Here is a 6,700-nt window from a genome sequence, read left to right on the forward strand (position 1 = left end):
TTTCGATTACAGGCGTTCAGGTATCACGCATTTTGAGCAGCGTTGCGCTGTTTCGTGGCTATCCGGCGACGATAAGAACAGATCAGGGGGATTGAGTTTTACCTGTCGTGTGCTGGATCAGTGGGCCTTTGAACATAATGTTGAGCTGCGGCTTATTCAGCCGGGCAAATCTACACAGAATGGCTTTATCGAAGGTTTTAATGGTCGTTTTCGCGATGAATGCAGGAATGAGCACTGGTTCCACGATGTTGTTCATGCATAAGAAATTATAAGTGCATGGTGGCAGGACTATAACGAGTGTCGGCCTCATTCTTCGTTGAATTATCAAACCCCTTCAGAGTTTGCAGCGTGATGGCGAAACGGAGAATACGGGAGTAAATCAGTGACCCTGACCCCGAATATGCTCCACTCAGAACAGAATTCCGGCATGATGACCACTCCCTTGGGCGAAGGTTGTGCCGATGGAAAAGTCACGATTCACCGAAGAGCAGATTGTCTTTGCCCTGAAACAGGCCGAACTGGGTGCGAGCGTGCCAGAAGTCTGTCGTAAGCTGGGCATCTCCGATGCCACGTTTTACACCTGGCGAAACAAATACGACGGGGTTTCCCCTTCTGAGCTGAAGCACATGCGGCAGCTTGAGGAAGAGAATCTCAGGCTGAAGAAGCTGGTTGCCGATCTCAACCTCGACAAAACCATGCTGCAGGATATCCTGGCAAAAAAGAACTGACGCAGGCAAGCCTGCGCGAATGGGGCCGGGACCTGCAGGCATGCTACGGTGCCAGCGAGAGGCAGGTCTGTTTTGCACTACATCAGCCGCAGCTCTTTCCGCTACCGCTCTGTGGCGGCAGACGACAGTGCACTCCGCCTGCGAATCAGGGAAATCACCGAATCTCGTGTTCATTATGGCTACCGCAGAGTTCACGTTATGCTTGGCGGGATAATCACAAACGCATTTACCGGCTCTATCGCGAACAGGGTCTGTCCCTGCGTCTCAAACGCCCACAGCGGAGCAAATCGGCGCAGCGGCGACAACTGCAGCCTCAGGGGGTTGTATCCTAATCATGTCTGGGGCATGAATTTTATCTCTGACGCCTTATTTGAAGGGCGTCGGCTACGTCTGCTGACGGTCATTGATCTCTACACGCGGGAATGTCTGGGGATTTGCGTGGGTCAGAATCTGCGCTCAACAGAGGTCGCAGAGATGCTGAACGCCATTGCACTCAGACGTCCCTTACCACAATGGCTGAAAACCGATAACGGCTCTGAATTTGCAGGGAAAATGCTGGACAAATGGGTGTACGAAAGAGGGATTCGCATAGACTTCTCACAACCGGGAGCGCCCACGGACACTGCCACAGTGGAGTCGTTCAACGGCAGACTGCGGCAGGAGTGCCTGAACGAAAATTGGTTCATGTCGCTGGAGGATGCCCGGTGAAAAATTGAGGCCTGGCGCATACACTATAACCCGAGACGTCCTCATTCTGCGCTGGGCTAGATGACCCCGTCCGAATTTGCTGAAAAGTCTGCCGGTTGCCAGAACATGCCACCAACATGAAGCCGGTTATTCCTGATTATGACTGGAGCATATTCGGGGTCAGGGTCATTCCCTTAGTAAGCGTCTCATCTGAACCGTCTGTCCTGTGACCGTCCGTTCCGGGAAAATAGTGTCCATCATTTTTTAATGGACACTATCCCATGAAACACCGGACATGGATCCTTGAAGCACTCCGCCTCCATTTTGATGAAAAGCTGCCGCGTATTGAGGCAGGCAGACGGCTAGGCATTCCCAAAACCACCGTCTGTGAGCTGTTCGCTCGCTTCAGTAAGGCCGGGCTGCCCTGGCCCCTGCCGGCAGGATCAGCGCCCGGAATCTGGAGAAGCGTCTTTACCGGCCGGCATCACGTAAAGCCGCCGTTCTGCCCGCAGCACCGGAGCCGGCTGAGACACCCGCACCCCGCAGGCGGCCACGTCGCCCCAACTTCCCCCGTGACTTCCAAATCGCCCTGGTGGAGCAGTCGATGCAGCCCGGCGTCAGCGTGGCACGGCTGGCCCGCGAAAATAACATCAATGACAACCTGCTGTTCAACTGGCGGCGTCTTTATCAGCAGGGGCTGCTCGCTGCACCATCAGGCGCTCCGGCGATGCTGCCGGTCACGCTCACTGCAGAAGGTGGCTGTCACCCTCTGCCCCCTGCCGTTCAGACCGGAGAGTCTCCCTGTTGCGAGCTGGTTCTGCCCGCCGGGACGCTTCGTATCGGTGGAAAACTGACGCCGGAGCTGCTGCAGACGCTCATCCGGGAAATGCAGGGGAGTTCGCGGTGATATCACTCCCTGCGGGAGCCCGCATCTGGCTGGTCGCCGGCGTCACGGACATGCGGAACGGCTTCAATGGCCTTGCTTCCAGGGTGCAGAACACGTTACGGGATGACCCGTTCAGCGGGCATCTGTTCATCTTCCGGGGGCGTCGCGGCGACATGATAAAGGTGCTGTGGGCTGACCGGGATGGCCTGTGTCTGTTTACCAAACGACTGGAGCGTGGCCGCTTCGTGTGGCCGGTGACCCGCGACGGTAAGGTGCACCTGACGCCGGCGCAGCTGTCGATGCTGCTGGAAGGCATTGACTGGCGGCATCCGCAGCGGACGTAACGCCCTGGTCTGCGGGTGTAACCTGCGCTAAAGTGGGTTCATGTACGCCTCATACCCCGATGAAAATGCCCGGCTCAGGGCGCTGCTGCAGGAGCAGCAAACAACCATCTGCAAAATGGCGGAGTATAACCGCCTGCTCTCACAGCGGGTGGCGGCGTACGCTAGCGAAATCAACCGCCTGAAGGCGCTGGTCGCTAAGCTGCAGCGCATGCAGTTCGGCAAAAGCTCCGAAAAGCTGCGCGAGAAAACGGCACGCCAGGTGCGCGAGGCAGAAGAGCGCATCGGTGCCCTGCAGGAGGAGATGGCTGAGGTACTGGGCGAGCAGCATGACCCGGTACTCCCGCAGCCGCTGCGCCAGTCTTCCGCCCGTAAACCGCTGCCCGCCTCGCTTCCCCGCGAAACCCGCACGCTGTCGCCGGCAGAAACCGCCTGTCCGGCGTGCGGCGGCGACCTCAGCCCGCTGGGCTGCGACGTGTCAGAGCAGCTGGAGCTCATCAGCAGCGCCTTTAAGGTTATTGAAACGCAGCGGCCGAAGCTGGCCTGCCGCTGTTGTGACCACATCGTTCAGGCCCCCATGCCGTCAAAGCCCATTGAACGCAGCTATGCCGGTCCCGGCCTGCTGGCGCGCATCGTCACGGCGAAGTTCGCGAAGCACAAGCCTCATTACCGCCAGTCGGAGATATACCGCCGTCAGGGCGTGGAGCTGAGTCGCGCCACGCTGGGTCGCTGGTCCGGCGCGGTCAGCGAACTGCTGGAGCCGCTGTACGACCTGCTGCGCCAGTACGTGCTGATGCCGGGCAAAGTGCACACCGACGATATCCCGGTACCAGTGCAGGAGCCGGGCAGCGGTAAAACCCGGACGGCCCGGCTCTGGGTGTACGTGCGGGATGACCGTAACGCGGGGTCGCAGCTTCCGCCGGCGGTCTGGTTCGCGTACTCGCCGGACCGGAAAGGCGTTCATCCACAACGGCACCTTGCGGGATACGGCGGTATCCTGCAGGCGGACGCGTACGGTGGCTACAACGCGCTGTACGAAGACGAGCGCATCACGGAAGCGGCCTGCATGGCGCACGCCCGGCGTAAAATCCACGACGTGCATTCCCGCACACCAACCGACATCACAACCGAAGCGCTGAAACGTATCGGAAAACTGCATGCCATCGAGGCGGAGATACGCGGCAGCCCGGCGGTAGAGCGGCTGGCGGTACGTAAAGAGCAGACTGTCCAGTTAATGCAGTCACTGTACGACCGGATACAGGTTCAGATGAAGGTGCTGTCGCGGCACTCAGATACGGCGAAGGCGTTCGCCTACCTGGTTAAGCAGTGGGATGCGCTGAACCTGTTCTGCAGCAACGGCTGGGCGGAAATCGACAACAATATCGCGGAGAACGCGCTGCGGGGGGTTGCCCTGGGCCGGAAAAACTGGCTGTTCGCCGGTTCAGACGCTGGCGGGGAGCGGGCAGCGGTGCTGTACTCGCTGATCGGCACCTGCCGGCTGAACGGCGTGGAGCCGGAGGCGTGGCTGCGCTATGTGCTGGGTCATATCCAGGACTGGCCGGTAAACCGGCTACGCGATCTGCTGCCGTGGAAAACCGATCTCACATCTGCTTAACCGTCAATACGGTCTGGTTGTGACGCTTACTTCCATTACTAACTGAGGGTTGTATTTAATACTGGAGGCAGGTCAATAGCGACGAAGACCCATGATGCAAGTTCCGCAGGCAAGCATGCTCTCGACGGAGGTTTGGTCCAGTCGGTGAGCTGATGGCCATTCTTTTCGAGGAAGCGTTCCCAGCTTCGTAGTGCTGGAACAGAAGCCTTGCAGGTTGAGGTAGTACATGAAACACAGTATAAAATGCGTTGAGGAGGGTGGAAAGGACTTCGGCTGCGCATCAGACGAGATCACGCCGTAGGCGTGCTACCGTTCAGTTATCTAATATCATCATTGAAATATACAGCTATAATGATCTACTCCAATGAAGGCAGGGGCTTTATGAAGAGAAATTTAAATATTTAAAGCGCCCGATATATCATCGGACGCTTTGAGTGTTATCCACAGCAGAAAGATTGGTTGTTAATTATTTATATAGCACCAAATAGCTCCTCCTTTAGAATAGTTTGGACCTATTTTACCGCCCGTGTAATAAGAGACGCGTCCAAAGGCATCGTTGTTACCCGTGGATCCATAAGTATATTTTATAAATTGTCCGTTCAATGAACTCGCTACATTTCCTTGCTGACTAACAAAATCCATAACATCACTAGAGTATGGATAGCTGTATCCTGGTCTATCAACGGAGCACCAGGAGAACATCTGACGGTTATTTGTTCCTGCAAAAGTCCAGTATTGACGAATTGCTGGAGAATAAGTACGGTCTGGCTTATGAGCATGTCCTTTATATTTAGCAAACGTCTTCAATGTCGCTGGTAATGAAGGTTTAGCCGTGATTCTTACTAACCCCGTCGAACTGTCTAATGTCGCCCATGACACATTCGTTTGATTATTATTGTTATCTACAAAATAATAATCATAGTCGCTGGCATTTTCGCCTGCAGCTGTTGGTGCTATATAATTACTCCCAATGGTAATACGTGTTGGTAGATTTGATGAAACATTATAATCTTTCGAGTTATTATCTGCTTTAAATGTGCCTTGTGCAGCCTCAACCCAGCGCTTGAATTTAACAGTAACATTTCTGCTGGTAATCACGTCATTGGTTCTCGGGTTCAAAATCGACACCGTGATAACCTGCGATAACAAGTAACTATTGAGATAAGCAACGGCATTTCCCTTCGAAGTTTGAACGCTAACATCTGAGTTAGTCCCAGATGTACTGGATTGGCTTAATCCGGACGCGGAAGCATCACCACTTGCAATACTGAACTTAATTATCGCCTCGTCATCAATTGGATTGCCGTATTTATCGGTGATACTAACCGATATTTTATTCACATCAGTATTGTTCGCCATCGCCGTACCCGTTGCTGATAAGGCATCAAAACGCAGTGCTGTCGGATTGACATCTAAAGAAACAGTCAATGAATTATCTATATCATTTCCATTAAAGGTTGGTGTAACGCTGTATCCATTTGTTACGTCACTTCCCTGAGTCACCAAGGTTACGGTGTTTCCCGTGTTAAATTGATAATTTCCTTGCGCTGCATTGATAGCTGTGCCGTTAATTGAAATAATCTTGCTTCTCGTTGAAGGTACCGCGGTAAAACCAACTTTTAGATTTTCGAGGCTGTTCCCGTATTTATCAATTAATGTCGCAAAACTCGTGACATTTGTATCAACCTGACCGATATTACCGCCACTCCATGTAATCACCGGATTATTGGTATCAGCTACAAATTTATAGCTCACCGATTTCGCTGCTGCTGTACTTTGAACCACATTTGTTGTCACACTCATTGAGCCCAGGGTCATTGATGTCACTTCAACACTGACGATCGAGGTATTATCAATGTCCAACAGATTGCCTGGCGTGAAGCTTATCCCCGATGCACCAACGAGATTGAGCGATAAACCATAATCGCCATCACCTGGATAGATGAACTTATTTCCATTAGCATCCGCGATAGTCATATTTATTACATAGCCATATCCCGATCCCGCAATTGCATTACCATTAATGCTATAATCCGTGTCTTGCAATGACGATGTCTGGCTAAAGACCTGTGCTGATTTGATATCTGGGTTTGTAATTAAATTCACACTGTTAGACGTATTACCTCCAACGACAACTTTCGCAGTAATAGTTCCACTATATTTACCCGGTGTGTACGTCGATGTGTAAACCCCGTCAGAACTTTCACTCCATACGGACAGTGTACCTACTGCATCATCGTTGGTCAGGCTCGTGGCCGCGGAGCCAAGCATTTTAGTGAAGGCAAATGATTTTGCTATTTCATCACTACTTTTCCCTACAATCATATTTTTATTACTGTCTTTGAGCGTCAGAGTGACTGCTGAATTGCCCTTCGCAGCACTAAAAGATGTCGTTTTAAAAACTATATTTGCATCCGCAATTGCGCCCGCCGTGATGGCGTAG

At 53.0% G+C, this 6,700-nt stretch carries 3 protein-coding genes and 4 pseudogenes; 5 read left to right on the forward strand and 2 right to left on the reverse strand.

Annotated elements, in window-relative coordinates:
- The 5 genes and pseudogenes from AAIE02_RS23405 to tnpC form a co-directional block, all read left to right on the forward strand.
- Positions 1-352, forward strand: a pseudogene (locus AAIE02_RS23405) (integrase core domain-containing protein); the annotation flags it as partial.
- Between the two features lie 109 nt (positions 353-461).
- A pseudogene (locus tag AAIE02_RS23410) lies at positions 462-1,496 on the forward strand (IS3 family transposase).
- Between the two features lie 200 nt (positions 1,497-1,696).
- Positions 1,697-2,322: pseudogene (gene tnpA, locus AAIE02_RS23415) on the forward strand (IS66-like element accessory protein TnpA).
- Entirely contained in the window at positions 2,319-2,645 is a 327-nt protein-coding gene (gene tnpB, locus AAIE02_RS23420; RefSeq protein WP_498533403.1) for an IS66 family insertion sequence element accessory protein TnpB, read from the forward strand. Before tnpA ends, tnpB begins: the two are co-directional and overlap by 4 nt.
- Positions 2,646-2,685: 40 nt before the next feature.
- The gene (gene tnpC, locus AAIE02_RS23425) at positions 2,686-4,257 is read left to right on the forward strand and encodes an IS66 family transposase (RefSeq protein WP_498533404.1); all 1,572 of its coding nucleotides are present in this window, start codon (positions 2,686-2,688) and stop codon (positions 4,255-4,257) included.
- 75 nt (positions 4,258-4,332) lie between these two features.
- Here tnpC and AAIE02_RS23430 read toward each other — a convergent pair.
- Together AAIE02_RS23430 and AAIE02_RS23435 are read right to left on the reverse strand one after the other, a co-directional pair.
- A pseudogene (locus tag AAIE02_RS23430) lies at positions 4,333-4,492 on the reverse strand (IS91 family transposase); the annotation flags it as partial.
- Positions 4,493-4,719: 227 nt separating this feature from the next.
- Positions 4,720-6,700: hypothetical protein (locus tag AAIE02_RS23435; protein WP_498533405.1), on the reverse strand; the 1,981-nt coding region annotated here is incomplete at its 5' end.

It is taken from the genome of Cedecea sp. Ae19-4 (assembly GCF_059801165.1).